General features: G+C 54.9%; 28 protein-coding genes and 1 pseudogene. 12 read left to right on the forward strand and 17 right to left on the reverse strand.

The window, feature by feature from the left end:
• The first annotated feature begins 53 nt into the window (after window positions 1-53).
• A complete protein-coding gene (locus RBB32_RS02880) occupies window positions 54-662 on the forward strand; it encodes an acyltransferase (RefSeq protein ID WP_306151171.1) in 609 nt (202 codons plus the stop codon).
• A 160-nt stretch (window positions 663-822) separates the two neighbouring features.
• Here RBB32_RS02880 and RBB32_RS02885 read toward each other — a convergent pair whose 3' ends face one another.
• From RBB32_RS02885 to rfbC, 9 genes are all read right to left on the reverse strand, one after another.
• Window positions 823-2070, reverse strand: a complete 1248-nt coding sequence (locus RBB32_RS02885) for an aminotransferase class I/II-fold pyridoxal phosphate-dependent enzyme (RefSeq protein ID WP_306151172.1) — start codon at window positions 2068-2070, stop codon at window positions 823-825.
• A gap of 34 nt (window positions 2071-2104) precedes the next feature.
• Complete coding sequence (locus tag RBB32_RS02890) at window positions 2105-2479, reverse strand: hypothetical protein (protein ID WP_306151173.1); 375 nt, start codon at window positions 2477-2479, stop codon at window positions 2105-2107.
• On the reverse strand, window positions 2476-2787 hold the full coding sequence (locus tag RBB32_RS02895; RefSeq protein WP_306151174.1) for a hypothetical protein: 312 nt from the start codon (window positions 2785-2787) through the stop codon (window positions 2476-2478). Before RBB32_RS02895 ends, RBB32_RS02890 begins: the two co-directional genes overlap by 4 nt.
• Window positions 2788-2801: 14 nt before the next feature.
• Complete coding sequence (locus RBB32_RS02900) at window positions 2802-4133, reverse strand: DUF2793 domain-containing protein (RefSeq protein ID WP_306151175.1); 1332 nt, start codon at window positions 4131-4133, stop codon at window positions 2802-2804.
• A 222-nt stretch (window positions 4134-4355) separates the two neighbouring features.
• The gene (gene rfbA / locus RBB32_RS02905) at window positions 4356-5228 is read right to left on the reverse strand and encodes a glucose-1-phosphate thymidylyltransferase RfbA (RefSeq protein ID WP_306151176.1); all 873 of its coding nucleotides are present in this window, start codon (window positions 5226-5228) and stop codon (window positions 4356-4358) included.
• Window positions 5229-5316: 88 nt separating this feature from the next.
• Window positions 5317-6150 carry a dTDP-4-dehydrorhamnose reductase gene (gene rfbD, locus RBB32_RS02910; RefSeq protein ID WP_306151177.1) on the reverse strand — a complete coding sequence of 278 codons (834 nt, stop codon included), beginning with the start codon at window positions 6148-6150 and terminating at the stop codon, window positions 5317-5319.
• A gap of 34 nt (window positions 6151-6184) precedes the next feature.
• Entirely contained in the window at window positions 6185-7795 is a 1611-nt protein-coding gene (locus RBB32_RS02915) for a sulfotransferase (RefSeq protein ID WP_306151178.1), read from the reverse strand.
• Window positions 7796-7801: 6 nt separating this feature from the next.
• A complete protein-coding gene (rfbB, locus tag RBB32_RS02920) occupies window positions 7802-8848 on the reverse strand; it encodes a dTDP-glucose 4,6-dehydratase (RefSeq protein ID WP_306151179.1) in 1047 nt (348 codons plus the stop codon).
• Entirely contained in the window at window positions 8845-9414 is a 570-nt protein-coding gene (gene rfbC, locus RBB32_RS02925; RefSeq protein WP_306151180.1) for a dTDP-4-dehydrorhamnose 3,5-epimerase, read from the reverse strand. The genes rfbB and rfbC overlap by 4 nt, the downstream gene beginning before the upstream one ends.
• 140 nt (window positions 9415-9554) lie before the next feature.
• Here rfbC and RBB32_RS02930 point away from each other — a divergent pair, with 140 nt between their 5' ends.
• Window positions 9555-10247 (forward strand): alpha/beta hydrolase, encoded by a 693-nt coding sequence (locus RBB32_RS02930; RefSeq protein ID WP_306151181.1) that lies wholly within the window; start codon window positions 9555-9557, stop codon window positions 10245-10247.
• A gap of 31 nt (window positions 10248-10278) precedes the next feature.
• Here RBB32_RS02930 and RBB32_RS02935 read toward each other — a convergent pair whose 3' ends face one another.
• On the reverse strand, window positions 10279-11610 hold the full coding sequence (locus tag RBB32_RS02935) for a UDP-glucose/GDP-mannose dehydrogenase family protein (protein ID WP_306151182.1): 1332 nt from the start codon (window positions 11608-11610) through the stop codon (window positions 10279-10281).
• A gap of 107 nt (window positions 11611-11717) precedes the next feature.
• Between RBB32_RS02935 and RBB32_RS21320 the strand changes: the two are divergent.
• The 5 genes and pseudogenes from RBB32_RS21320 to RBB32_RS02955 form a co-directional block, all read left to right on the forward strand.
• Window positions 11718-11803: pseudogene (locus RBB32_RS21320) on the forward strand (integrase); the annotation flags it as partial.
• Between the two features lie 95 nt (window positions 11804-11898).
• The gene (locus tag RBB32_RS02940; protein ID WP_306151183.1) at window positions 11899-12573 is read left to right on the forward strand and encodes a phosphatidylserine decarboxylase; all 675 of its coding nucleotides are present in this window, start codon (window positions 11899-11901) and stop codon (window positions 12571-12573) included.
• A 4-nt stretch (window positions 12574-12577) separates the two neighbouring features.
• The gene (pssA, locus tag RBB32_RS02945) at window positions 12578-13330 is read left to right on the forward strand and encodes a CDP-diacylglycerol--serine O-phosphatidyltransferase (RefSeq protein WP_306151185.1); all 753 of its coding nucleotides are present in this window, start codon (window positions 12578-12580) and stop codon (window positions 13328-13330) included.
• Window positions 13331-13335: 5 nt separating this feature from the next.
• Entirely contained in the window at window positions 13336-13956 is a 621-nt protein-coding gene (locus RBB32_RS02950; protein WP_306151186.1) for a class I SAM-dependent methyltransferase, read from the forward strand.
• 202 nt (window positions 13957-14158) lie between these two features.
• Window positions 14159-15382 (forward strand): MFS transporter, encoded by a 1224-nt coding sequence (locus RBB32_RS02955; protein ID WP_306151187.1) that lies wholly within the window; start codon window positions 14159-14161, stop codon window positions 15380-15382.
• Here RBB32_RS02955 and RBB32_RS02960 read toward each other — a convergent pair.
• Genes RBB32_RS02960 through RBB32_RS02970 form a run of 3 tightly spaced genes read right to left on the reverse strand, consistent with a single transcriptional unit; the run spans window position 15365 to window position 17642 of the window.
• A complete protein-coding gene (locus tag RBB32_RS02960; RefSeq protein ID WP_306151188.1) occupies window positions 15365-15946 on the reverse strand; it encodes a Smr/MutS family protein in 582 nt (193 codons plus the stop codon). The two genes, RBB32_RS02955 and RBB32_RS02960, sit on opposite strands and share 18 nt — an antisense overlap.
• Window positions 15943-16980 (reverse strand): murein transglycosylase A, encoded by a 1038-nt coding sequence (locus RBB32_RS02965; protein WP_306151189.1) that lies wholly within the window; start codon window positions 16978-16980, stop codon window positions 15943-15945. Before RBB32_RS02965 ends, RBB32_RS02960 begins: the two co-directional genes overlap by 4 nt.
• Window positions 16977-17642 carry a Tim44/TimA family putative adaptor protein gene (locus RBB32_RS02970; RefSeq protein WP_306151190.1) on the reverse strand — a complete coding sequence of 222 codons (666 nt, stop codon included), beginning with the start codon at window positions 17640-17642 and terminating at the stop codon, window positions 16977-16979. The genes RBB32_RS02965 and RBB32_RS02970 overlap by 4 nt, the downstream gene beginning before the upstream one ends.
• A 109-nt stretch (window positions 17643-17751) precedes the next feature.
• On the opposite strand from RBB32_RS02970, the gene RBB32_RS02975 reads away from it, so the two are divergent.
• Together RBB32_RS02975 and secB are read left to right on the forward strand one after the other, a co-directional pair.
• Window positions 17752-18228, forward strand: coding sequence for an FxsA family protein (locus RBB32_RS02975; RefSeq protein WP_306151192.1), 477 nt, complete (start codon window positions 17752-17754; stop codon window positions 18226-18228).
• 62 nt (window positions 18229-18290) lie between these two features.
• Window positions 18291-18791 (forward strand): protein-export chaperone SecB, encoded by a 501-nt coding sequence (secB, locus tag RBB32_RS02980; protein WP_306151194.1) that lies wholly within the window; start codon window positions 18291-18293, stop codon window positions 18789-18791.
• 1 nt (window position 18792) lies between these two features.
• Here the strand turns inward: secB and dnaQ are convergent, their stop codons facing one another.
• Genes dnaQ through RBB32_RS03000 form a run of 4 tightly spaced genes read right to left on the reverse strand, consistent with a single transcriptional unit; the run spans window position 18793 to window position 21542 of the window.
• On the reverse strand, window positions 18793-19530 hold the full coding sequence (dnaQ, locus tag RBB32_RS02985) for a DNA polymerase III subunit epsilon (protein ID WP_306151195.1): 738 nt from the start codon (window positions 19528-19530) through the stop codon (window positions 18793-18795).
• Window positions 19523-20116 carry a dephospho-CoA kinase gene (gene coaE, locus RBB32_RS02990; protein WP_306151196.1) on the reverse strand — a complete coding sequence of 198 codons (594 nt, stop codon included), beginning with the start codon at window positions 20114-20116 and terminating at the stop codon, window positions 19523-19525. Before coaE ends, dnaQ begins: the two co-directional genes overlap by 8 nt.
• Entirely contained in the window at window positions 20113-20946 is an 834-nt protein-coding gene (locus RBB32_RS02995; RefSeq protein ID WP_306151197.1) for a shikimate dehydrogenase, read from the reverse strand. The genes coaE and RBB32_RS02995 overlap by 4 nt, the downstream gene beginning before the upstream one ends.
• Window positions 20943-21542: a nucleoside triphosphate pyrophosphatase gene (locus RBB32_RS03000; RefSeq protein ID WP_306151198.1), complete on the reverse strand. Its 600-nt coding sequence runs from the start codon at window positions 21540-21542 to the stop codon at window positions 20943-20945. Before RBB32_RS03000 ends, RBB32_RS02995 begins: the two co-directional genes overlap by 4 nt.
• Before the next feature lie 416 nt (window positions 21543-21958).
• Between RBB32_RS03000 and hemJ the strand changes: the two genes are divergently transcribed.
• The 3 genes from hemJ to mnmE all read left to right on the forward strand — a co-directional run bounded on the left by hemJ (window position 21959) and on the right by mnmE (window position 25110).
• Window positions 21959-22408 carry a protoporphyrinogen oxidase HemJ gene (gene hemJ, locus RBB32_RS03005; RefSeq protein WP_306151199.1) on the forward strand — a complete coding sequence of 150 codons (450 nt, stop codon included), beginning with the start codon at window positions 21959-21961 and terminating at the stop codon, window positions 22406-22408.
• Between the two features lie 119 nt (window positions 22409-22527).
• Complete coding sequence (gene rho, locus RBB32_RS03010) at window positions 22528-23799, forward strand: transcription termination factor Rho (RefSeq protein ID WP_306151200.1); 1272 nt, start codon at window positions 22528-22530, stop codon at window positions 23797-23799.
• 24 nt (window positions 23800-23823) lie between these two features.
• Window positions 23824-25110: a tRNA uridine-5-carboxymethylaminomethyl(34) synthesis GTPase MnmE gene (gene mnmE / locus RBB32_RS03015; protein WP_306151201.1), complete on the forward strand. Its 1287-nt coding sequence runs from the start codon at window positions 23824-23826 to the stop codon at window positions 25108-25110.
• Window positions 25111-25120: the final 10 nt, after the last annotated feature.

A 25120-nucleotide genomic window follows, 5' to 3' on the forward strand; every position in this document is an offset into this window, starting at 1 on the left:
ACCATATTTGCACCCAAACTCCCATTGAGTCCGAACCTAGGTTGGAGACTGAAGTGAAAAAAACAAACGTATTCACAGCTGGTTATTATGATTCACATGAGCTCAGTGAAATGGGCTTCGCTTTCGTTGGACAAAGCGTTCAGGTTGCCAAAAATTGCACGATTATCGGCCTAGAGAATATTTCCATTGGCGACAACGTTCGGATTGACGGAGGTACAACGCTCGCCTGCGCAAATGGTCAACTCCACATTGGAAGCTACGTACACATCGGTGCTCATTGCTATCTCGCCTGTGGTGCTGGTATTCAACTGCATGACTTTAGTGGCTTATCTCAAGGCGTTAAAATTTATTCCACTTCGGATGATTATTCAGGCTCATCGCTTACAAATCCAACCGTCCCATCTAAATTTCTCAATGTGAACGAGGCGTTAGTACAAATTGGCCGACATGTAATAGTCGGGTCCGGTAGTGTAATTCTACCTGGCGTAACAATCAATGAGGGCTCTTCTGTTGGCGCCCTATCACTTGTCAGCAAAAACTTAGACGCTTGGGGGGTGTATTCGGGCGTACCTGCCAAAAGGCTAAAGGATAGAAAAAGAGATCTTCTGGAGCAAGAAAAGGCTCTTTTATCTGAAAGAGCACATCCGCTTCCAAAATTTTAAAGGCGCTTAAACGATAGGGGCCTAGGGCAAATAAAATTGCTAGCGCAGGTCAACAGTTCTCATCTTCAGTCACTAAAGCCAGGGTGGTATGAAACTCTCCGCTACTGAGCCACCTTAACTTTTGCCAAGCCCAATGGGGGCATAAATATTTCTCCACCATTCAGGAAAACAATTGGCCCAACGCCATATGAATGCGCTCTTTCAGCAGCGATACGTTTATCTGCTCAAAATCAGAATAGACCGGGAAGCAGGCACAGCGGTCTTGAAGGTCAAAACTGTTGGGTGTCTCGACACTCAAAATCTCGCGTGGACCAGTGTAGCCCTTGATGACACCGGGCCAATAATACCGTTTTATCTCAATCCCTTGATCCGAAAACGCCCCCAGAACATTGGACGTCACCGGTTCTGGAAAGACAACTGGAAAGGTGGACCAAGGCGTGCTGCCGGGCGACTCGGTAAGAGTTAGAAAGGGGAAACTCTTGAACAAATCATAATAGAACTCGGCGTGCCGAATACGGCCTTCTGTAACCTCCTGCATGCTGTCCATTGCAGCATGCCCAATCGCCGCGCGAAACTCGTCGAGTTTTGCATTCTGCCCTTCGCCATATGTACGGTCCGAATTGAATCCGAAATTCATGGCGGATTTTATCTTGGGCAGCATTTCCTCTGGCGCTGCAATAAGGCCACCTTCTCCGATTGCGAAAGTCTTGGTGGCGTGCAACGAAAAAACCTCGATCTCCCCGCTATCCGAACCAAAACGCATGCTGTTTTCCGGCGCGCCCAAAGCAGCGGCCGCATCAACGATCAAAGGCAGCCCTCGATCATCGCAAATATCACGTATGGGGCTCAGATCACGGTGCAGGCCGAAGGGACGCACATGCACCACGGCGGCAATATCCGGATGCTCCGCCAACGCCGCCTTCAAACTATCGGGGCACAATTCCCAGGTGTCGGCACGAATATCGCAGATAACCGGCTTGGCACCCGCGGCAAATGCCGCCTGAACAGTCGCCGCAAATGTAAAATCCGGAAGGACGATCTTTTTGCCATAAAGGTCCAAAGCCTGAATAACAGCCACAAGCCCTGCCGTATTGCTAGAGCACAAAGCACCCGCATAGCCATCCTGCAAATAGGCTTTCGACATGCGCGACGCCAAACTTGTCGCAAGCGCGCCAAAGTTGGAAAAATACCGGTGTTCATAACACGTTGCCAACCGGTCAACCCATGTGTCCGGCTGAGGAACGACTGGCCTTAAAAACGGAAAAAGCAATGCAAAGCCCCTATCTAGATACCCCGGGTATACTAAGCGGGAAAGCTCTTGTGCAATCGGCAATTTTCCTTTCGAAAAGCCAAGATTGCCCCGGGCCTGAAAAGTTGCATATGGCGCCAAGGAAATCTTCGGCACCATAAGCTGACGATCCTCGCAAACAGCGCCCGCAACATCACCTTTTCAAGCGCGTGATTTCGGTGGGCAAGGGTGGCCAATCCTGTGTCAGAACGTCCCGGCTTGCGCCCTGCTTGATCTTCTCGTGGCAAGTATCGCGCATTTGATCAATCCAATCACATGCACCCAGGATCGATTTCAATTCATCACCGGCAAGGGGCGTCAACCCGGCAACCTTCGTTTCCGATTCGTCAATCACCGCGCGCAAGGCGGCCACACTCAAGGCGCGCACCATATTAAGCTGCTCCTCGAAAGGCAAAGCTTCGAGAATACGCCGCCTTGCCTCCTCCCTGACCAGTTGCGCATGCTTGCGATTTTCGGCGTCCTGCTTGTCGTCGGATGTAATCACCCGGCTGAAATCAATCGCGGTCATTCGTTAACCTCCTCCTCTGCAATTGGTAGGGCAATTGGGCCATCTTCACTGACCGACACCTCCGGTGGAAACCGGCGGTCCGTGGGCGCATTCGCACCATGCGGAAGAAACAACGCAAGGTGCACGACACCGTCGATACGGCTAACGTCACCGGCGATCCACGGGCAGTCGATGGAATCACGCGGCAGCAGGCTGTCGTCAGGCAAACTGGTGAAATCCAACGTTAAATCGTTGACCGTGACGGCATCACCGGACTTGCTTAGCCAAAGTTGCTCATCCGATCGAATAGGGGAAAATCGAATTTTCATCATGCACCTCCTTGTCAGAACCAGCGGCCAATAGCAGAGATTTCAACACTCGCGGCCACGCGCGAACCGCCAAGATCCCAAACGCGAAACGACCCGCCGCTGGGGCCAATGCCCGCAACTGATACACACCGAGGATCCAAGGCATTCGGGGTTGCAGAAACACGCGGCGATGCTCCAAAACCCGCCGGAAAATTCCACACGGTCGCGCCCGTGCTTTGTACTGTCACGGCATGGCTGCAAATCTGGGTACCATCCGCAAACCGGACATATTCACCGTTGGCATTCACATCACGTTCGATCACTGCCCCGGTCGGTATCCCGGCGTCTTGCGTGACGGCACCGACAAGATTCAGTTGCCCCAACTGCGCACGCCACGGCAGCCATGAACCCCCATCCATGACACGCGTGAACACATGGTTCCGGTAAGGCGCTGGATAAAACAGATGGGAAATTTGCGATCTTACCCCGGATGACCACTCGCTTGTAATCACCACACCCGCCGAGTTTGCCGGCCCCGGCTTGTTGATGCTCGAAACGCCAAAACGGCAAAATGAACCTGGCGGCGCTTGATCAAGGTCGTCGCCTGGACAGATAGCAAGCGTCCCTCCCAAGCCAAAGGCACCCGATGTCATCAACCGTCCAGGGGTCGCGTCAAATGGGTCTTGCTGCACCGCCAGCCCTGTCACAGAGTCCGCGGAAAGCCCCTGCGGCGCGGTGACCACCCCCGAGGTTCCAGATACCGACAGACCAGTATGCCACGTCGCGCCGTCGGCACTGACCTTGATCGAAAAACCATCGCTTCCGGCGGTGCCCATCTCGGCCCGCCCCGACCAACCGGTCTGAAACAACAAACTGGCCGTATCGGCCGCCGCCGCCTTGTTCACCTTCATCTGGTGGCCGGCGCCCTCGTGGCTGAACAAACTCGCCTCCGAGGCCACAGCCAATCGGTTGACCGCATCGGACCCGGTGTTGACCCCGACACCATCCAGATTCTGGAACTCCGGCGCAAGGCTCTGCCAAGCGCTGCCATCCCACACCGCCATGGCGGCCTCGGCCTCCACATAGGCCCGCCATCCCGGCAAGGGCGGCATAAAGACCCAACCCTCGCCAACGGCATAAAGCGCCACGGCACCGTCTTGCCCGGCCCAGTCGCCGCTGCCACCGCTGGCCACGATATGGCGGTCGCCAGCCTCCGGTGCTGCGGGCGGGGCTGTGCGGTCGCGGTCCTTGACGCTCAGTTGCACCACAAGGTCCAACAGGCGCAGCGCCTCGTTATGCGTGACATGTTTTTGTGCCTGCGACGGCAGGATATAGGGCAGCGACAAGATCGCTGATTGGTCTGACATCGGCTGGTCCCCCAAGCATTGTTTCGCCGGGAGAACCTGACCAATGAAAGTTAACGATTGGAAAGTGGACCGCGCGTTGCCCGTTAGTCGGCGTTAACCACGTTGCAGCGCCCTTATCGGTTGGCCGTTTTGTACAATCTGTACAGAATCCTTCAACGCATCCCGGATTTTTGTACAAAACTGCCGGGGTAGATGTACAAGTTGTACAAAAATCTGACCGGCTTATTTCAAAAGCCCGGCCAGATACGTGCCATAGCGGTTTTTGGCAAACTTCTCGGACCGCGCAATCAGGTCCTCGCGGCTGATCCACCCTTGCTCAAAGGCAATCTCATCCGGGCATCCGGTTTGCATGCCTTGGCGTTTTTCCAATGTTCTCACGAAGTTACCTGCATCCAACAGGCTTTCATGCGTCCCTGTATCCAGCCAGGCATACCCACGCCCCATGCGCTTCACGCTCAAACTACCTTCGTCAAGGTAACTTTCCAAAAGGCTGGTGATCTCCAGCTCACCCCGCGCCGATGGGGTCACGTTGCGCGCCCGTTCGGGTGCGCTACCGTCGAGGAAATAAAGTCCGGTTACCGCATAGTTCGATGGTGGAACTTCAGGTTTTTCAATGATTTGCGTGGCATTGCCGCTTTCGTCGAAGCCCACCACACCATATCGCTCAGGGTCCGACACATGGTAGCCAAAGACCGTGCCACCCTCGGTCTGCGCACTCGATTCGGCCAGCATCTTGGGCAAGGCATGCCCGAAAAAGATATTGTCCCCCAAGACCATCGCCGAAGGCGCACCATCAAGAAATTCTTCTGCAAGAACATAGGCTTGCGCCAAGCCATCCGGCGAAGGCTGCTCGATGAACGTCAGGTCCAGACCCCACTGGCTACCATCCCCCAGGGTGCGCTTGAACTGCTCTTGATCATGCGGCGTCGTGATCACCGCGATTTCCCGAATACCGGCCAGCATCAAAACCGACAAAGGGTAATAAACCATGGGCTTATCGTAGATCGGCAAAAGCTGCTTCGATACGCCAAGGGTAATCGGATAAAGCCGCGTCCCCGATCCACCAGCCAGAATTATACCCTTACGTTCGGTCATTTTGAAATGCCCCCATCGTCCAAATTACTTGAAGTTGCCTAAACCAGACCGCACCTTGAAATGCGAGTCCCAAGATCGAAAAACACTGTCAGCCCAGAATACGCGGCAGCTCCTCGCGCCAATCCGGCCGATTGATGCCAAAGGCCGCCTCCGTCGCAGAACAGTCCATGCGCGAATTTGCGGGCCGCTTTGCCGCGGTGGGAAAGGCGGATGTCGGGATATCCTCGACCTCAACCTCTAATCCGGCCTGCGCGAAAATCTCGCGTGCAAAATCAGCCCAACTTACATCGGGCGCACCCGAAAAATGGTAAATCCCGCCAAGATTCGATTTTTCTTTCAATGACTTGGCCATTTGCAGACACGCCTCGGCAATCTTGCGGGCCGGGGTCGGGCCACCAATCTGATCGGCCACAATGGTCAGCTTGTCACGCTCCTTGCCCAACCGAAGCATGGTTTTGACAAAGTTCGCACCATGCGGCGAAAACACCCAGGAAGTACGCAAAACCGCCCACGTGCCCCCCGCCTCGGCGATTTTCTTCTCACCAAGCAGTTTCGAACGACCATATACGCCAAGCGGCCCAACATCGTCATCGGGCCGCCAAGCCGCGACGCCACTACCATCAAAGACATAGTCAGTGGAAATATGCACGAAAGGAATGCCAAGCTCAGCACAAGTCTGCGCCATAACACCAGGCGCTTCTCCATTGACCAAATTGGCCAGGTCTTCTTCTTCCTCGGCCTTGTCAACGGCGGTATAGGCTGCCGCGTTGATCACAACATCCGGCTGACGTTCCACAATCGCCGCACGACATGTTTCCGGCTTGCCAAGATCAGCCACATCGCGGCCCACCGCCATGACATCGGCGAGGTCTTGCAACTCCGTGGCGACTTGACCCGACGTCCCAAAAACCAAGATTCTCATTTACTGCACCCTTATTTTCTGAGGCCAAGCGGCCTCAATTTCCCAGAGCGGAAGACAAAGGCTTATGCCAGTCTTCAGGCACCGAAACACCCAACTTTTGAAGTTGGGCAATTTGGTTGACGCAAATTTCATCCGCCCTTTCAGCGAAATACGCCGGGACCTCTATCGCACTTGATGGGTTTACTTTTCTCTGCAGGGCTTGCTCGCGATAACTATGCTCCGGAATTTCCAGAAAGCTCTCAATCAACCTGAGTGTCTGCAAAGGCTCCTGCCTCATATTTTCAAAGAAGAGCAGCTGAACGGCGGCATCGGACAAATTGCGATGAAGACTTTCGATAATGCTTGCATAATCCGCATGTGATTTGGTTCCCGGGTCATCGAAAAAAGCTGCGTAGTCAGCTTCTGACAAACTTTCCAGAACATGCCCCTGGCCTGAAAACTCATAGGAAAATTTGAAATTGCTCCACAGCCGTTTGCCCGGGTGGCGCATCGTGTAAATCACTCGAACATCATCTGCCAGACCAAGGACTCGCGACCAATCCGCATCATCCATTACTGCATAAAGATTACTAAAATCAGCAGGATAAGATGCGTTTTTCTTCTGCGGTGGTCGGTCGTCGAAAAGGCTGTAATACCAGTCATCGTCAACAACCGGGGCAAGATAGCGCGTCGCATACCATGCCAGGTTGCGCTGGACATGCGGATTCATACGCTCAGCTTTCAGGTTACCGACAACGCGCTGATAACGTGAAATACGTCCCTCTAAAGACATGTAACTCTTGGCGTGCGGGTCAGCGAAGTAATGGATCTCTTTTTCCGGCGAAAAATAAATCTCCGGATGACCGGCCAATTGTTGATGAAGCCAAGTCGTACCCGCCTTCATGGATCCCACACTTAAAAAGAGCTTGTCGAACCGTCGGCGGGTTCCCGAAGGGTCAATTTCTGGTTTCATCATGCCCTCTCCAACTTTCTGGTTAACCGAAAACATTACAACAATCTGACCACGCGGATGACCTAAATCCTCAACAGACTCAACCTTCCACCCCGTGTTTGACGCCATGTCTTCAATCGTCTGAACCGTATAGTGAAAGGGATCATGCCAAGAAAAAGTGTGAATTCCGCTCTTCTGGGGATGCCGGCCAAAAGTAGGCGCGCCTTCTTTGGGTAAGAAGAATGTCGCCAGAAACCTCCCATGTGATGCGTTCATTTTGGGGCGCAATTGCGAAAGACACATTTCGATCTTATTGCGTGACAAATGCGTGAATAAGGAAACCGCTATTGCATAGTCGAAATTGACGTCTTCAAAATTAAAACTGAAATCATCGCTTACGCAAAAATTTTCTGATGGAACCCGGTTTCTATCGTCTGGGCTTAACTCATTGTTCAAACCAGCCTCGACGAGAGATCCATTGATATCGGTACCGAAGTAATTACCACGTTCAAGGTAAGGGATGAAATGAACTCCGCCCCGCAATGATCCGCATCCAACATCCACCAGTCGATGCCGAGGTTTCAAGCCAGCTTTCTTCAATAAGTTGAACTGCCACTTGCCAACCTCATCCCACAAGCCACCGATAACATCGCGATGCTCACCTGAATTCAATTTAGAGCGTACGAAATCCGAATTCTCATAGGGGCTATCCATCGTAGATCAAACTTTCCCCAAACGCTCACCAACACCTTGGCGGTTCTGGAGCGCCTGCCACCACGGCTTATTGTCCAGATACCAATGCACAGTTTTTTCAAGCCCTTCCTCGACCGTCACCGAAGGCCTCCAGCCCAGTTCCTCGCGAATGCGCGTGGGATCAATAGCATAGCGGGCATCGTGACCCGGGCGATCCGTCACATAGGTGATCAAATCAGTGTATGAACCCGCCTCACGCGGCGCTTTTTCATCCAGGATCGCACAAATGGTTTTCACAAGTTCAAGGTTCGTGCGCTCGTTCTCGCCGCCAATGTTGTATGAGCGGCCAAGCTCGCCTTTCGCGGCCACCACCAAAAGCGCGTCAGCGTGATCTTCCACGTACAGCCAATCGCGCACATTCGAGCCATCGCCGTAAATCGGGATATCTTTACCGGCCAAGGCATTCAGGATCACCACCGGGATAAGCTTTTCCGGGAAGTGGTACGGCCCGTAGTTGTTTGAACAATTGCTAAGGACCACCGGCAAGCCATAGGTTTCGTGCCACGCCCGTACCAAGTGGTCGGAACTGGCCTTGGAGGCCGAATACGGGCTGCGCGGGTCATACGGCGTATCTTCGGTAAACTGCACCGAAGGATCCGCCGGAAGCGATCCGAAAACCTCATCGGTCGAGATATGGTGAAACCGAAATCCCTCCGGCTTGCCCGCATTCACCCAATAACTGCGTGCGGCTTCCAACATGTTGTAGGTGCCGGTGATATTGGTTTCGATGAAATCACCCGGCCCATCAATCGACCGGTCCACATGGCTTTCTGCAGCCAGATGCATCACGATATCCGGCTGATGCTCGGCAAACGCCTGATCCAATGCCGCACGATCCCGAATGTCAGCCTTCACAAAGCTGTATTTCGGGTCATCTGCCACCGAGGCAACATTCTCAAGGCAGGCCGCATAGGTCAACGCATCAAGATTAACCACCTCATGGCCCTGCGCGATCGCGGCCCGTACCACGGCCGATCCGATAAATCCGGCCCCACCTGTTACCAAAAGTTTCACTGTGCCGCCTCCCAAGCAAAAGGGCTGTCGTATCCCCCGACACCGGGTGCATTGGCATCCTTGTCCGAGATCACCGGCGTGATCCCCGACAGTGGCCATTCAATCCCGATGTCCGGGTCATTCCAAAGCAAGGCACCTTCGGTTTCCGCCGCATAGTAATCCGAGCATTTATAGACGATCTCGGTATCAGGTTGCAGCGTCATGAACCCATGCGCAAAACCTGCTGGCACCAAAAGCTGCCGACCGTTTTCAAAGCTCAGCTCATACCCCACCCATTGACCATAGGTCGGGCTTCCCTTGCGGATATCCACCGCCACATCGAAAAGCGCACCACGACCACAGCGCACCAGCTTGTCCTGAGCGTGCGGCGGGGCCTGAAAATGCAAGCCGCGCACCGTGCCGACTTCGCGCGACAATGAATGGTTGTCCTGAACAAACTCCAGATCGATACCGTGATCGGCCAATTTTTGACGGCTGTAACTTTCCGAGAAGAACCCCCGATGATCGCCAAATCGTGGTGGCGTGATCAAAAAAACGCCCTCAAGCGCTGTATGTTCAATCTGCATAAGTCTATACCCCGGATGAACCAAACTTGCCGTCTGGATAGCAACGACATTCCAGAGTGTCACCCGTCAAAAACATTTCTTGACGATTGCGGCGCGATAGTCTGGTCGAAGAATGCGCATATTTGAAAGAGGCGCCTTTCATGCCCGATACTGTTTATGAATATCAAGGCGGCCGCCAAATCATTGAGCGCCGGGGCCAGAATGAAAACGGGCCGCTTTTCATATGTTTTCACGGTGGCGGTTTCGGCGGTGGTAAGCCCGATCAACTGTCGCCATTGGTTGAAACTCTTTCCCCGCTGGCCTGCCGTTTTGCCTTGCCTGAGTATCGCATGACAATGCCCGAGCCACTTGAAGCCGTCATGGAAAGGGGACAGCTGGCCGTTTCCAAGATTCTCGAACGACACCGAACCGGGCCCGTCGTCCTTTGTGCCTTCAGTGCCGGGGCGCCGCTTGCATTTTGGGCTCAGGATCTTGCAAAAGGTCGGTTGAAAGGCATGGTTTTCGTGTCTCCGGTGGTCGACCTTGGCCCAAAGGGCTTTTGCAACCGCGCGATGCGGGGCAAGCCCCGGCCAGACCTTTCACCGCTCCACGCCCTTAGCCAACAACTAAAATCACTCTTGGCACCTGTTTTTCTGGTCCAAGGCGGCAAGGACGAGACCACGCCACTGGCACGGGCCAAGCTGTTTATGGATTTCGCAAAGAAATCACAGCCAGATAGCCAACTGCTCGTGCGTCCGAATGCCGGTCACCGCTTGGTCAAGAACGAGCTGCAACTCAAGATCATATACCCAGAAGTTAAAAACTTCCTGACAGAGCATTTGGCAAGGCCCTAGGTGGCGTCAGGTAAGTTCGCACCGAAACCGGTCAGGTGGTGTTTTGGCGGGTAAACCCCGCGCGACCGATGCTTTCGTAGGCCTCGAACCCGGCCTGTTTGGCGTCTTTGACGGAATAGATGTTGCGCAAGTCCGCCAGTCTGGGCACCGCCATTTTCTTGGCCAGACGCTTCAAATCCAGCGCGCGGAATTCGTTCCATTCGGTCAAAATAACCAATAAATCCGCGTTGTTAACGCATTTATAAGGGTCCTCTTGCCAGACGACACCGGGCAACAGGGCCTCGCCCTCGTGGCGCCCTTGCGGGTCCGCCACCCGCACCTTGGCCCCCCCACCCACAAGCGCGGGAATGATCGTCAAGCTGGGCGCATCGCGCATATCGTCCGTATTGGGTTTGAACGTCACCCCCAACACCGCAATCGTCTTGCCGTTAAAACTTCCTTCACAAAGATCCAGCAGCTTGTCGATCATCCGCCGCTTGACCTCTTCATTGACGGTGATGACCTTTTCAACGATCTGCAAGGGCAGGCTGTGATCCTGCCCGATGCGGGCCAAGGCCTTGGTATCCTTTGGAAAACATGATCCGCCATATCCCGGCCCGGCGTGCAGAAACTTGTTGCCGATGCGCCCGTCAAGACCCATGCCTTGGGCCACTTTCTTCACATCCGCGCCAGTGCGTTCGCATAATGCGGCGATCTCGTTGATAAAGGTGATCTTGGTCGCCAAGAAGGCATTGGCCGCGTATTTGATCATCTCGGCGCTTTCCAGATCGGTTGTCACGATCGGAAAATCCCGCAAATACAAGGGCCTGTAGATGTCTGCCATGACATCCGCCGCGCGCTCTGTCTGAACCCCCACAACCACGCGGTCAGGCTTCATGAAGTCATCAATTGCCGCCCCTTCGCGCAGGAACTCGGGGTTCGAGGCCACGTCGAATTCCAGATCCGGGTTGGCCTTCTTAACTACCTGTTTTACTTGACGATTGGTGCCCACTGGCACGGTCGATTTGGTGACGATCACCACATAGTCCTTGGCCACCCGGGCAATTTCCTCGGCGGCAGCCATCACATAAGTCAGGTCAGCGTGCCCATCCCCGCGCCGCGTCGGCGTGCCAACGGCAATAAAGATCGCTCCGGCACCATCGATAGCCTGTTCCAGATCGGTCGTGAAGTTCAGGCGCCCGGCCTCAACGTTCTTGGCCATAAGCCTGTCCAGCCCCGGCTCGAATATCGGAACCTCCCCGCGTTCGAGCAATGCGATCTTGTCCAGATCCTTGTCGACACAAGTCACATCATGACCGAAATCCGAGAAACACACTCCGGATACAAGGCCTACGTACCCGGTTCCGATCATTGCGATTTTCATATGAAATATACCTTTGCAAACAAATGAACTTACTCGCCCCAACAGCCGGGTTTATTTGCTTGAAGGACTGATAGTTGGTTTAATCCGAGTTATCAATGACCCACATAGACCGCCTGAACGGCGCCCACCCAGAAAGTGCCTCGGATGGCGAACCCCGACTGAAGCCTTCAGAGAAGAGATGATGAAACTGAGATGGCGGAAGCGTCGCAACCAGTCTCGAGTCATCACTCTTTGCAAAGCATGGGTTATGACGTATTCCCGCGTAATCCAAGCCAAGCGGGGCCTCTCATGAACATGCTTTCCACCTTCGTCAAACCGATGCACCCCGAGGGCCGCAAGTTCGTGGCCGTTTTTGCCGCGATCACTCTTGTTCTTTTCCTGATCTGGGATGTCTTGGGGTGGGTTGGTGTTGGCCTGACCATCTGGTGCTACTACTTTTTCCGCGATCCCGAGCGTTTCGCCCCCGCCCGCGATGGCCTTGTTCTCAGCCCCGCGGATGGCATCGTTTCACTGATCGAACCCGCCACCCCCCCTGCGGAACTGGGCCTGCCCGATGCGCCGCTCACGCGGGTCAGTGTCTTCATGTCGGTGTTCAATTGCCACGTGAATCGCGCCCCGGTTCCGGGCAGGGTCACTGCCATCGCTTACCGTCCGGGCAAGTTTTTCAATGCCTCGCTCGACAAGGCCAGCAAGGATAATGAACGAAACAGTCTTGTGATCCGCATGGACGATGGACAGGATATCGCAGTCGTTCAGATCGCCGGCCTAGTCGCCCGGAGGATTGTCTGTTTCGTAAAGCAGGGTGATCATGTACAAGCGGGGGGCAGGTTCGGGCTGATCCGCTTTGGATCGCGCCTCGATGTCTACCTGCCCGATGGTGTGAAACCTCATGTTCGCGTCGGGCAAACCATGATCGCCGGGGAAACGGTGATCGCCGAATTGGCAAAGGATGATCAAGCGTAAGCGCATGGCTGACTACCGCGATAAATCAGAATCCCTCTCTCCTGTCTTGAGGGTTCTGCCCAACGCCGTAACCCTTGCCGCGATTTGTGCGGGTCTTACCGCTATACGTTTTGCCATTCAGGATCATCACACCGCCGCCGTTCTTTTGGTCCTGTTCGCTGCTGTTCTCGACGGACTCGACGGGCGTCTCGCCCGCCGCGTGGGATGTGACAGCGAACTAGGTGCCGAACTCGACTCTCTCGCTGATGCCATCAACTTTGGCGTGGCGCCCGCACTGATCCTTTATTTCTGGGCACTCGAAGGCATGGGTGCCTTTGGTTGGAGCACGGTTCTGGTTTTTGCGCTTTGCTGCGTCATAAGACTTGCCCGGTTCAATGTCTCATCCCGGCAGGACACCTCGGGTCAGTGCGGCGTTCATTTCACCGGCGTCCCTGCCCCCGCTGGTGCCTTCCTTGCCCTGGCGCCCATGTTCCTGTCTTTCTCCTTCTCGGACAGGCCAGTTTTGCCCGGCGTCATCATTTGCCTTTACATGCTGTTTGTCGGCCTGCTCATGATCAGTCGCATACCGACCATTTCATTGAAAGCGTTCAAGATATCACCCGAGAACAAGGCGGTTTTGATCTCTGGTGTCATCCTCCTGATAGTTTCGCTAGTTATGTTTGAATGGGTGACGCTGGTGGCGATCGCAGCTGTTTATTTGGCCATGGTGATCAAATCCATGATGACATACGGATTGCAAATCCAAGACAACGAGTAACGAAAATGGATCTCAAAGCGATTGAATCGTCCTACGCCCGCTGGGCGCCGGTATATGATGCGACTTTCGGCAGGATCACTAATGTCGGGCGTCGTCGCGCCGTGTCCCTGATAAACCAGAACCCCGGCACGGTTTTGGAGGTCGGTGTCGGCACCGGCCTTGCCCTTCCCTATTATGCCCCAGATTGCCAGGTGACCGGCATCGACTTCAGCGAAGACATGCTTGAAAAGTCCCGCCGCCGCGTGGCCGAGAATGACCTGTCGCACGTCAAGGCCCTGCGCCAGATGGATGCGCGCAACCTTGATTTCCCTGACAACAGTTTCGAAACCGTCGCGGCGATGCATGTGCTTTCCGTCGTCCCCGAACCCGAGCGCGTCATGGCCGAGATCGCCCGCGTCTGTGCACCGGGTGGGCGTGTGATCATTACCAACCATTTCGTCCGCGAGAAGGGCTTCATGGCCTTCCTCGAAAGGGTCGCCGCACCTTTTGCCAATGTGCTTGGCTGGCATTCGGATTTCCGGATCGACACGGTCCTGCGCGACGATCTTGACGTGACCCAGAAAAACTCGCTCCCGCCGGTGGGCATGATGACCTTCCTCGTCATGGAAAAACCGCGCCCGTCATAAGGGCGGCCCCTTGTACCGAAAACGTGCCACGCGTCCTGTTGGCCACTTGTCCGCCGATGTTTTACCGATGCGCCGAAGTTCGCAGTTCGGCCTTGTTCACAAGGCGATTCGAAAGGTTTTCGGAAACAAGGCCGCGCGCACCCGCACGCGGCGTTGATGAAAAACCCTTTCCTTCCTCGTCATTTCATCCGACCAAAGGCATATGCCGATTCTCGCCTTTCTTCGTGACAACGCACCTTGGCTTGCCGCCGGTGTCCTGCTGACCTTCCTCAGCAGCTTTGGCCAGACGTTTTTCATTTCGATCTTTGCCGGCAGGATCATGGAAGATTTCGGCCTCAGCCACGGGCAATGGGGCGGGATATACACCTTGGGCACCACAGCCTCGGCCGCACTCATGGTCTGGGCCGGAGGACTGACCGACCGTTTTCGCGTCCGTGCCCTTGGCACCGTGATCCTGTTGATGCTCATGGGCGCCTGCCTTTTCATGGCATTAAACCCCGTGTGGTGGCTTTTGCCCGCGGTGGTCTTTGCCCTGCGTTTTACCGGTCAGGGCATGACCAGTCACATCGCCGTCGTTGCCATGTCGCGCTGGTTCATCGCCACACGGGGCAAGGCGCTGTCCATCGCAACTCTTGGGTTCGCCGGGGGTGAGGCGCTTTTGCCGCTGATCTTTGTGGCCCTCATGCTGACATGGGACTGGCGGGCATTGTGGATCTTGGCAGCCATGATCGCAGTAGTCGGAATCCCCGTTCTATTGTTGCTTTTACGTCAGGAACGCACCCCGCAATCCTGGGCCAAATCCGACCAATCCCTTGGCATGCTGTCCCGCCATTGGACCCGGAAGCAGACGCTAGGACATTTCCTTTTCTGGTTCATGGTCCCGGCCCTTCTGGGGCCTGCCGCCTTCAATACCGCGTTCTTCTTTCACCAAGTTCACTTTGCCGAGGTAAAGGAGATCGCGCATGTGGAACTGGTGGCGATGTTCCCGCTTTATACGGGCGTCAGCATCGGCTCGATGGTCTTGTCCGGCTGGGCGCTGGATCGTTTGGGCACCGCCCGCCTGATCCCCTACATGCAATTGCCGATGGTCATCGCATTCGTCCTATTTTCCATTGCCAACGGGCCGATCACCACCCTACTCGGCTTTGTTTTTCTCGGCATCACGACAGGGGCAAACACCACCCTGCCCAATGCCTTCTGGGCCGAGTTTTATGGCACGGGACATATAGGATCGATCAAGGCCATGGCAGCGGCGATCATGGTTTTCGGGTCGGCCATTGGCCCCGGTCTGACAGGGCTGGGCATCGACCTTGGCCTCGGGATCGAGTCGCAATACCTGCTTGTCGCCGTCTATTTCGTCTTCACCTCTGTCATGATGGGCATCGGGATTACCCGCGCCCGCCCTAGCTTATCGGGCGCGACGTAAATACACGTAATAGGCCCCACCGCCACCATGTTTCAGGTGTGCTTCGCTGACCTGCAGCACCACCTGCGCCAAGGGCGGCGTCGATAACCAATGCGGCACATTATGGCGCAGGACACCACGGCGCACCGGGATCGGCCCATCCTGATCACGGTCCTTGCCCTTTCCCGTGATCACCAGAACAAGGCGCTTGCCTTGCGAATGCGCCCGCAGAATAAAAGCCGTCAGCGCCGGGTGCGCCCGATCCATCGTCATCCCGTGTAGGTCCAGCTTCCCTTCCGGGACCAGTTTACCACGCTTTAGCCTGCCAAAGGTCTTACGATCCATATGGACCGGCGCAGACTTGATCCGCTCTGACACACTGGGGGCAATATCGTGATCATTGCCTTTGAATTTCGAATCCTGACCCAGATCGAACCCATCAATCCGCGCCTTGGGCGTTTTTCGCGGCGACGGTTTGGGAAGGGGGGTATCCACATGCCTTCCCTCGGGATGAAGCTTCTCGGTCGTTTGCGCAACCTTACGCCACAGCTCAAGCTCCTCGGGCTTCAGGCGCCTGCGGGTCACGGTAAAAGATCCGTCGCCATGGCAAAGGCACGTTGAATAGGCATCAGTACAACCAGCCGGCCAGGGTCGCGCAGTTTTCCGGCGGCACGCCCCGCGGCATCACCGGTTCCAAAGAAAATATCGGCCCGCTGCGGCCCCTTGATCGCCGAGCCCGTATCCTGCGCCACCATCAGGCGACGCATGGGGGTCTTGCCGCCCTTCTCAATCCACACCGGCGCACCAAGAGGCGTGTATTTCGGATCAACGGCAACCGTACGCATTGTCGTGATCGACCTGTTCATCGCTCCAAGCGGCCCGGCATGGGCCGGCACCTTATCCAAACGTCGAAAAAAGACATAGGCCGGGTTATGAAACAACAGTTCGCGGCCCGCGTCGGGATTGCGCCTTACCCAGTTCTTGATCACCTGTGCCGACACTTGATGCGCCTTGTAGATACCCCGTCGCACCAATTCGACCCCGATGGACCTGTAGTCATGGCCATTCGACCCGCCATAACCGACACGTATCATCCGACCATCCGGCAATTGTATACGCCCCGAACCTTGAATTTGCAGGAAAAACAATTCGACCGGGTCGTCGACCCAAGCGATCTCAAGGCCCTTGTCGGCCATGAAATCCCCGGTTTCGATCTCGCGCCGGGTCAACCACGGATTGGACACCTTCGATACATTCGGTTCGCGATAAAGTGGGTAGCGATAGCGCGCCGACGGCTCCAAAGAGCCATTCAACTCGGGCTCGAAATAGCCGGTGAAAAGAGGACGAGACCCATTCTCGATCAGCACGGGGCGAAAAAACAATTCGAAAAACGTTTTTGCATCAGGCCCCTGCCCGGCCAATGCACAAAGCGATCGCCAATCCGGGTCATTCATATCCGCACAAGTATTCACGAAGGTCTGCAAGGCGGCGGCGTGATCGTCCTTCTGCCAGCCTTGCAAATCCTCAAAGCGCAAAACCTTGCGCGTAACCTCCTCGGCCGTGGCGGGCAGGGCCAACCACGGCAACAGACACAGAAAAAACCGCAGCGCGCGGATCATTCGCCCGTTGCAACAAGCCGCCAATTGGGATCATCCGATCCCATGATACGCTCGAAGGTCCAACTGTCCTTCTGGCGCTTGGGCTGTCCCGGCTTGCCCTCGATAATCTCACCATCCTTGTCCCGTACGACGGACACAAGCTCCCCCACAAAGCGCACGGTCAATTCCGCACGGCGGGTTTCGGTATCAAATCTGGCCTCCTTCAACACGGTCTCCCGCACGCCGATAAACTCGGCTTCGACCGACAGGCCTTGTTCCTCGCGTGTGTCCACGACCTGGGCAAAGGCTTCGAAAACGTCTTCCGAAAGGAATGGCGCGACCTCTTCAAGTTTTGCATTCTCGAAAGCCATCAGGATCATCTCATAGGCACCACGCGCACCTTGCAGAAAATCTCCGACACCAAAAGATGTCTCGACCCGCTTCATTTCGGCCAGGGCCTTGGCGCTGTCGGATCCTTCGGGGACGTTGTCGATGATGTCGTAATCCGGGCCGCCCTCGATGACCTCGAAGTCCTGACGACGTGTATCAGATGGGCCTTCGCGGCGCGTATCCTGCGATGAACCTTCGAAACCGTCGCGCGTTCCCAGAACGCTTTTCAGCCTCAGAATGAGAAAAATCGCGATACCAGCCAGTACCAGAAGCTGAATGATGGGCGAATTCATGGGCACCTCTTTTTGTGCAGGGCATGGTATGAAAACCATTCCGCACTTATGTAGGTGACTGACCGGCCCAAGTCTACCACAAGGGCCAAGTGATAACGGAGTTTCGCCAATGTGGCTTTTCGCGGCATTTCTACTTGTTCCGCTGATCGAGATCGCGCTTTTCATTCAAGTCGGCGGCGCAATCGGTCTTTGGCCGACCTTGGGGATCGTTATTTTGACAGCTATCCTCGGCACTTGGTTGGTGCGGACACAGGGCTTAATGGCCATGGGAAATCTGCGTCGGTCCTTTTCAGAGCTGGACGACCCGACAGAACCCCTGGCGCACGGTGCGATGATCCTGATCGCAGGTGCATTGCTTCTGACACCGGGGTTTTTCACGGATGGTATTGGTTTTGCCTTGCTCGCACCGCCGGTAAGACATGCGGTTTACAATTATCTTCGCAAGCGTGTTCATGTTCAAAAGTTTGAGATGGGCCCGGAAAACCCACGCCGTCCACGACACCCCGACATCATCGAAACCGACTATCATGAGGTTGATGCAAAGGATTCACACTCCAGGGGTGATTCCGGCTGGACAAGGCATTGAGACACTCGAACCATGCTGCTAAGCCACTTAGCAACAATATTGACCTTTCTGGAGATCGAAAAATGGCCGAAGAAACAGCCGGCGCACAAGACCAGCAACAGATCAAGATGAACGCTCTCACCCAGTTCGTGCGAGATCTGTCTTTTGAAAATATTCTTTCGCAACGCGGCGGCAGTGGCGACGTCCAACCTGACGTGCAGGTTGGTGTGAACCTTGACGCAAAGAAGCGATCAACAGAACATCAGTATGAAGTGGTCGCGAAACTCTCGGTTAATTCCAAGAATAAAGAGAATGAAGAATCTCTGTTTTTACTCGAAATGGAATATGTTGGCGTGTTCCACGTCGAGGGCGTTCCCGACGATCAATTGCATCCTTTCCTTCTGATTGAATGCCCGCGGATGATGTTCCCTTTCATCCGCCGTATTGTCAGCGACGTAACCCGCGATGGTGGCTTCCCACCGCTGAACCTTGAAAACATCGATTTCGTTCAGCTTTATCGCAACGAAATTGCACGCCGCCAAGCCGCCGCAGAAGCCGAGAAAAAAGAAACCCCTGACGCCTGAGTCAGCCCAGTTTCTTCCAAAGCGCGCCGTCGCCCATCGCCTCGACAAACTCGGCATGGGCGGCGGCTTCTTTTTCGCTCAAACGCGGCGGGAGCGGCGTTGGCCTTGGCTGTGGGCGCCACGCGGATTCCGCGGTATTGGCCTGCTCTGATCCGGTGTTCGACGACACCTTCAACGCAAAGTCAGGCTGCCGCCCACCAATCAGTTCAAGATAGACCTCGGCCAAGATTTCGGAGTCGAGCAAAGCCCCGTGCAGCGTCCGCGTGGTGTTGTCGATACTGAACCGTCGGCACAAGGCATCCAATGACGCCGGGGACCCCGGAAACTTTTTGCGTGCAATTGCCAGCGTATCCACGGCCTGTTCCCACGGAAGTTGCGGATAATTCAGCCATCTCAATTCCGCATTCAGGAATTTCATGTCAAAGGCTGCATTGTGAATGACCAGTTTCGCGTCGGCTACGAAATCCACGAAGGCTTGTGCGACCTGGTCAAAAAGGGGCTTGTCTTTCAGTGTGACTTCGCCGTCTTTTGGCGGGCGTGGCACATCCAATAGATCAGGCCCGATTCCATGTATCTCAAAAGCGTCTTGCGGCATCCCGCGTTTCGGATTGATGTACTCATGAAACGTCCGCCCTGTGGGCATGTGATTATAAAGCTCGATTGCCCCGATCTCGACAATCCGGTCACCTTGTTCGGGGTCGAATCCCGTGGTTTCTGTATCAAGTACGATCTCACGCATTGGCCAGCCTGCTTTTGACCTGTTCCACGATATCATGAACCTGCGCGCGGGCATGCTCAAGCGTATCCGTTTCAATAACGAAGTCCGCCCTCGCGGCTTTATCCTCGTTCGGCATTTGACGGGATAAGATGCCCTTGAACTGCTCTTCGGTCATTGTACCGCGCTTTAAGACCCTTTGTTTTTGCACTTCTGGTGAAACTGTAACACAGGCCACGGCATCCACTTTCTTTTCAAACCCATTCTCGAACAAAAGCGGGATATCGAGAACAATGATCGCATTGGCAGAGGCTTCGATGAACGCCTCCCGATCCTGGGCAACACGGGGATGCACAATGCTTTCAATGATACTTAGCGCGGCCGGATCACGCGCAATGATCTCCTTTAAGCGCATACGCGATACCGCGCCCTCCTCGATCGCCTCCGGAAACACCGAGGCCACAGGCTCTACCGCCGCGCCCCCCTTGGCATAAAGCCGATGCACCGCAGCATCCGCATCCCAGACGGCACACCCTTCCTGAGCAAACATTTCGGCCGTGGTGGATTTGCCCATTCCGATTGAGCCGGTCAGCCCGAGTAGAAAGCTCATCTCAAGGCCGCGGCGCGCGTGGCGCTATCCACTTCGGGACGAACGCCAAACCAACGCTCGAATGCCGGCACGGCCTGATGCAAAAGCATCCCAAGCCCATCAACCGTTGTGCATCCCATCTTTTCGGCCTCGGCCAAAAGGTGGGTTTTCAATGGCGCATAGACCAGGTCGGTCACAACAGCATCTTTGCGCAATCCATCCAATGGCACCCGGAGGGGCGGCTTTCCAAGCATACCAAGAAAGGTGGTATTTACCACCGTCGTTGCCTCTTCCAGCATGTTCCCGGCCTGAACCCACTCTACCACTTCGATCCGCTTGCCGAATTCGGATTGCAAAGCCTCGGCACGAACACGAGTCCGGTTCGACAAAAGAATTTGAGGAACACCCGCATCAAGAAGCGATGCAATCACCGCACGCGCCGCGCCGCCAGCCCCCAAAACCGCCGCCGGGCCCGCCTTTACGTTCCAATTCGGTGCATTCTGCCGAAGGTTTTCAAAAAAGCCATACCCGTCAGTGTTATCAGCACGCAGTTTCCCGTCTTTCTGAAAGGTCAGGGTATTCGCCGCGCCAATAAGCGTTGCACGATCCGTCACCAGATCTGCAAATTCCATAACCTTTTCCTTGTGCGGAACCGTTATGTTGACACCAACAAACCCCATTTTCGGCAGGGCATCCAATACCTGACCAAGGTTGTCTGTGCTGACATCCATCGGGATGTAATGACCCCTCAGACCATATGTCTTGAGCCAATGCCCATGAAGTTGCGGGGATTTGGAATGCGCAATCGGCGACCCGATGACACCGGCAAGGGGAATGCGGTTTTCACTCATGCAGGAAGATCTCCTCTCACCGTCAGGTAGTTCAACAGTTCCAACAAAGGCAGCCCGAGAACCGTAAAATAGTCGCCCTGCACCTGGGTGAAAAGCCGAACCCCCTCTTCCTCAAGCTTATATCCTCCGACGGAGTGCTGAATACTGTTCCAGTTACGATCCAGATAAGCGTCAAGATAATCATCCGAGAAATCCCGCATCGCCATCCGAACGATCCCGATGTGCCGCCATATTGGCTTTCCACCCTCACAGATCACGGCCGCTGACAAAAGTTCATGTCGATTTCCGCGTAACCGCCTTAGCTGCTCGCGCGCTTCGTCCTGTGTTGCGGGTTTGGATAAAAGGGCTTTGTCGAAACTCAGCACCTGATCGCAGCCAATCACAAGCGCGCCGGGCTGTTTCGCGCTGACTTTCTGAGCTTTCAACTCGGCGAGGGCATCTGCAATATCCCGCGCGGGCGCGCCATCCGACAAAAGAGCGTCGCGCACCATCACCTCATCGACGCGCGGAGCGCTGACATCAAATTTCACCCCTGCATTCCGCAAGAGGGTTGCCCGAATGTCCGAGCCAGACGCCAAAATGATTTGCTGTGTCATGTGGACAACTCGCGGCATAAGTTTGTTAACGTTCTATGAACCCTTCAACGAAATTTCCAGTGTCCTTGGGACACGACTTGGACACAGGGATAAATCCAATGGTTTTCTAAGAATGTCCAATGGTGGAAAAGGAAAAATCCACGCAGAGAAAAAATCATTCAATCCCTGATAGACACGGAAATCAATCAACACCTTTCATTTAAGGAAACAGATTTTAAGTATCTGTTTTATATAAGAAATTTTAGATAGCCACTGATAATTCCATTTTTATCTACAACCTTATCAACATGTTCATTTGCGTGTTGAAAACACTGTAGACAGGCGGTTAATCCACAACCAAGGCGCTCTCCTAAATCATCATCATCTTTCTTAATTTCTTTTTTATTTATAGAGAAGGAAACCAGAAGGGGCGCTGAATGACTGATATCCTGATCACGCTTTATCCATGGAACAAGGCCATACATATCATGGCCGTTATTTCTTGGATGGCAGGGATCTTTTATCTGCCCCGCCTGTACGTCTATCACACCGAGCAATCCGAACCTGGCGACAGCCGCGATGAAGTTTTCAAAACCATGGAAGAAAAACTGCTTCGCGTGATCATGACGCCAGCAATGATCGCGACATGGATCTTTGGGCTTGCCCTGGTGTTTACCCCTGGGATTGTCGATTGGGCAGCCATATGGCCCTACACCAAGGGGGCTTCGATTCTGGCTATGACATGGTTCCACCACTGGCTTGCCCTGAGACGAAAAGATTTCGCTTCGGGTTCGAATACCCTGTCGGGTCGGCAGTTCAGGATGATGAACGAGGTTCCCACGGTTCTCATGGTCGTCATCGTCTTGTCGGTTGTCGTTCGTTTCTGAGAGACATTGACTCGTGCGGGCTGGCCAAGTATGACCGCGCAAACACCCGTCCGGGTGGTTATTTCTCCTGAGACACATATCGACACGGCGCAACCGCCGCTTTGTCCCGAGGTACCCCCATGTCCGATGATCGCTTGAACCTGTCCGATCTCAAGGCGCGTAGCGCCAAAGACCTTCTTGCCATGGCTGAAGAGCTTGAGATCGAGAACGCCTCGACCATGCGCAAGGGCGAGATGATGTTCCAGATTCTGCGCGAACGCGCTGACGAGGGCTGGACAGTCTATGGCGACGGTGTTCTCGAAGTCCTGCAAGATGGGTTCGGGTTCCTGCGGTCGTCCGAGGCAAACTACCTGCCCGGGCCCGATGACATTTACGTCTCGCCTGACACCATCCGCCAACACTCTTTGCGCACTGGAGATACCGTCGAAGGGCAAATCAAGGCACCCGACGATAACGAACGGTATTTTGCGCTAACCTCCGTCACTCAGATCAACTATGAAGATCCCGAGCGCGCGCGCCACAAGATTGCATTCGACAACCTGACGCCTCTCTACCCTGACGAACGACTGAACATGGAAGTCGATGACCCGACGATCAAGGATCGTTCGGCGCGTGTGATCGACCTTGTGGCGCCTATCGGAAAAGGCCAGCGGTCTTTGATCGTGGCCCCGCCGCGGACGGGTAAAACCGTCATCCTGCAAAACATTGCCAGCAGCATCGAGAAAAACCACCCCGAGTGTTACCTTATCGTCTTGCTCATCGACGAACGCCCAGAAGAGGTGACAGACATGAAGCGCAGCGTGAAAGGTGAGGTTATCAGCTCAACTTTCGACGAACCTGCCGCGCGACATGTGGCCGTCGCCGAGATGGTCATCGAAAAAGCCAAGCGTTTGGTCGAACATAAACGAGATGTGGTAATTCTTCTCGATTCAATCACAAGACTTGGTAGGGCTTACAACACAACTGTTCCTTCCTCGGGTAAAGTTCTGACAGGTGGTGTGGATGCGAATGCGCTGCAACGTCCCAAGCGGTTCTTCGGTGCGGCGCGGAATATCGAAGAGGGTGGCTCTCTCACCATCGTGTCGACGGCCCTGATAGATACCGGCAGCCGGATGGATGAAGTGATCTTTGAAGAATTCAAAGGCACAGGTAACTCTGAACTCGTCCTTGATCGCAAGATCGCGGATAAGCGCGTTTTCCCGGCCATCGACATCCTCAAGTCCGGCACCCGGAAAGAGGATCTTCTTATCGACAAGATGGACCTTCAGAAAACCTATGTCCTGCGCCGTATCCTGAATCCGATGGGGACAACCGATGCCATCGAGTTCCTGTTGTCGAAACTCAAGCAGACCAAGACGAATGCCGAGTTTTTCGATTCAATGAACACCTAAAGGGCATCGCGCGGGGCCATTCCCATGGACACGATCTATGCTCTTTCGACGGCGCAAGGCAAAGCGGGCGTCGCCGTGATCCGTGTGTCTGGCCCGCTTGCATTCCAGGCGTGCAAGACTTTGTCGGGCGATGTTCCGAAACGCCGTCAGGCCGCATTGCGGACCTTGCGGGATTCCGAGGGGGTTCATCTTGACGATGCACTTGTCCTGACGTTTTCGCAGAATGCCAGTTTTACTGGTGAGGACGTGGTCGAGTTTCAAAGCCATGGAAGCACGGCAATCATCGCCTCGATTTTGCGCAGCCTTGGCAACATCAAGGGGCTTCGCGCGGCGGAACCAGGGGAGTTCACGCGCCGGGCTATGGAAAACGGGCAGCTTTCGCTGGCACAGGTCGAAGGTTTGGCCGATCTCATCGAGTCCGAAACCGAGGCACAAAGGCGTCAGGCCCTGCGCGTCCTGTCAGGTGATCTTGGAAATCTGGCTGAAAGCTGGCGCCGCGATTTGATCCGTGCGGCAGCCCTGCTTGAAGCGACGATTGATTTCGCGGATGAAGAGGTTCCAGTCAATGTTGCGCCCGAGGTGACAGAGCTTGTTGAACGCGTCATTTCCGCCTTGGAGCACCAAATCGAGGGCGTGGGAATCTCCGAGCGGATCAGAACGGGGTTCGAAGTTGCTATTGTCGGGGCGCCGAATGTCGGAAAATCTACCCTGCTCAATGCCATTGCAGGCCGGGATGCCGCGATAACATCCGAGTTCGCAGGAACGACACGGGATGTGATCGAGGTTCGCATGGATTTGAAGGGTTTACCGGTGACCATACTTGATACGGCTGGCCTGCGGGAAACCGATGACAAGGTCGAATCAATCGGTATCGACCGCGCCAAACAGCGGGCTGAACTGGCAGACCTGCGCGTTTTCCTTGTTGAAGGTGATGAAACACCAGATATGGCGCCGCGAACAGATGACATCGTGGTCAAGGCCAAGGCCGATCTTTTGGACGATCCCGTCAATGCCGTTTCAGGAGTGTCAGGCCATGGCCTTGCAGCATTGATTGGCCGAATCACGGAAATCCTGTCAGATCGGGCCTCTCATGCGGCGGTTGCGACGCGCGAAAGACATCGTATTTCAATGGCCAAGGGGCTCGATGCCTTGCAGTCGGCGAAAAACCTTTTGCCGGGTGGCGAAGAAACGGCGGACATTACCGCCGAAGAAATTCGAACAGCTATTCGTGCCCTTGATTCTTTGGTAGGACGCATAGATGTCGAGAACGTGCTCGACGAAATCTTCAGCAGCTTTTGCCTGGGCAAATGAGGAGTGTTTC

The organism is Roseovarius sp. MMSF_3281, from assembly GCF_030733685.1.
Classification (GTDB): domain Bacteria; phylum Pseudomonadota; class Alphaproteobacteria; order Rhodobacterales; family Rhodobacteraceae; genus Roseovarius.